Source organism: Rhizobium sp. CSW-27 (genome assembly GCF_018760785.1).
In the GTDB taxonomy this organism is placed as follows: domain Bacteria; phylum Pseudomonadota; class Alphaproteobacteria; order Rhizobiales; family Rhizobiaceae; genus Neorhizobium.
Map to the genome: position 1 here is coordinate 1 of NZ_JAHHZO010000050.1, position 2232 is coordinate 2232.

Here is a 2232-nt window from a genome sequence, read left to right on the forward strand (position 1 = left end):
CGGCCCGTTCGGCGAGACCTACACATGCCGGCCCCGCGACGGCGAGGATCTTGAAACGGCCCTCGCAGATGCCATCGAACTTCTGCCGGCCGATCTCTACGATGGCGAGCCGACACCGATCGATATTGATCTGGAGGAAGAACTCGGCGAGATCGTCGATCTGCAGCCGAAAGGCGGGACTGTTCGCGAGGGCAGCTTCTTCCTCGACCGGTCGAAGGGTCTGATGCAGATGCTCGACGGATCGGCCGTGCCGGTCATCGTCCGCAAGGGCCGCAGCGGAGATGGCATCTCGGAAAAGCACGTCCGGATCATCTCAAAGCTCATCCCAATCCGGGATGCCGTCCGCGAGGTGCTGAAGGCACAGGAAACTGATCGACCCTGGCGTGATCTTCAGGTGCGGCTGCGGATCGCTTGGTCGAGCTTCGTACGTGATTTCGGGCCGATCAACCACACAGTCGTATCCGTTCAGGAGGATATCGAGACCGGCGAGGTCAAGGAAACGCATCGCCAACTGAACCTCGCACCGTTCCGTGACGATCCCGATTGCTGGCTGGTCGCCTCGATCGAGGACTACGATCTGGAGACGGACACGGCGAAACCGGGGCCGATTTTTTCCGAACGGGTTATTGCGCCACCGGCGGCGCCGACCATAACGTCGCCTGCAGACGCGCTCGCTGTCGTTCTGAACGAGCGCGGGTACGTCGATATCGATCATATCGCCGAGCTACTGCATAGTGATCCCGCAGATGTGGTCGACGAGCTCGGCGAGGCAATCTTCCGTGACCCGGTCGATGGATCGTGGCAGGCAGCCGACGGATATCTTTCCGGTGCAGTCCGCACCAAGCTGGCCGCCGCGCAGGCCGCGGCCGAGCTCGATCCGACCTATGAGCGCAATGTCCGCGCCTTGACTGATGTTCAGCCGGCCGATCTTCGCCCCTCCGACATCACCGCTCGTCTTGGCGCGCCATGGATCCCGGCTTCCGATGTCGTCGCCTTCGTTAAGGAAAAGATGGAGGCGGACATCCGCATCCATCACATGCCGGAACTCGGCTCTTGGACGGTCGAGGCGCGCCAGCTCGGTTACAGCGCCGCCGGCACATCGGAATGGGGCACCAGCCGCCGCCATGCCGGTGAACTGCTTGCCGATGCTCTGAACAGCCGGGTCCCACAGATCTTTGATGTGTTCAAGGATGCCGACGGCGAACGCCGGGTTCTCAATGTCGTCGATACCGAGGCGGCGCGCGATAAGCTGCAGAGGATCAAGCAGGCATTTCAGGACTGGGTCTGGACGGACCCCGATCGCACCGACCGGCTGGCGCGGGACTATAACGATCGGTTCAACAATATCGCGCCGCGCAAATTCGACGGTTCCCATCTCAAACTTCCGGGCGCTTGCTGCGCGCTTGCTCTCTATGGGCACCAGAAACGCGGTATCTGGCGGATTATCGCCGATGGCTCGACCTATCTCGCGCATGCTGTCGGCGCCGGCAAGACGATGACCATGGCGGCCGCCATCATGGAACAGCGCCGGCTCGGTCTGATCGCCAAGGCGATGCTCGTTGTTCCTGGCCACTGCCTGGCACAGGCCGCCCGCGAGTTCCTGGCGCTCTATCCTAACGCGAGGATCCTTGTCGCCGACGAGACCAATTTTACAAAGGACAAGCGCGCCCGTTTCCTGTCGCGCGCGGCGACCGCCACGTGGGACGCGATCATCATCACCCATTCCGCTTTCCGCTTCATCGCGGTTCCCTCAACCTTTGAACAGGCGATGATCCAGGATGAGTTGCAGCTCTATGAGGATCTGCTGATCAAAGTCGACAGCGAGGATCGCGTCTCACGCAAGCGCCTCGAACGGCTCAAGGAAGGTTTGCAAGAGCGTCTGGAGGGACTCGCCACTCGCAAGGACGATCTGCTGACGATTTCGGAAATCGGCGTCGACCAGATTGTCGTCGACGAGGCGCAGGAATTCCGAAAACTGTCCTTCGCCACCAATATGTCGACGCTGAAGGGCATCGATCCGAACGGCTCGCAGCGTGCCTGGGATCTCTATGTGAAGTCCCGCTATATCGAGACGAAGAATCCCGGCCGGTCCCTGGTGCTGGCCTCGGGTACCCCGATCACCAACACGCTCGGCGAGATGTTTTCGATCCAGCGCCTGCTCGGTCACGAGGCACTTGCCGAGCGAGGACTGCACGAATTCGATGCCTGGGCCTCGTGCTTCGGTGATACGAC

1 protein-coding gene is annotated in these 2232 nt (G+C 61.4%); it reads left to right on the forward strand.

Translation table 11 applies throughout. From position 1 onward, the window contains the following. A partial coding sequence (locus KLP42_RS26475) for a helicase-like domain-containing protein (RefSeq protein ID WP_215571150.1) occupies positions 1-2232 on the forward strand: 2232 nt, incomplete at both ends.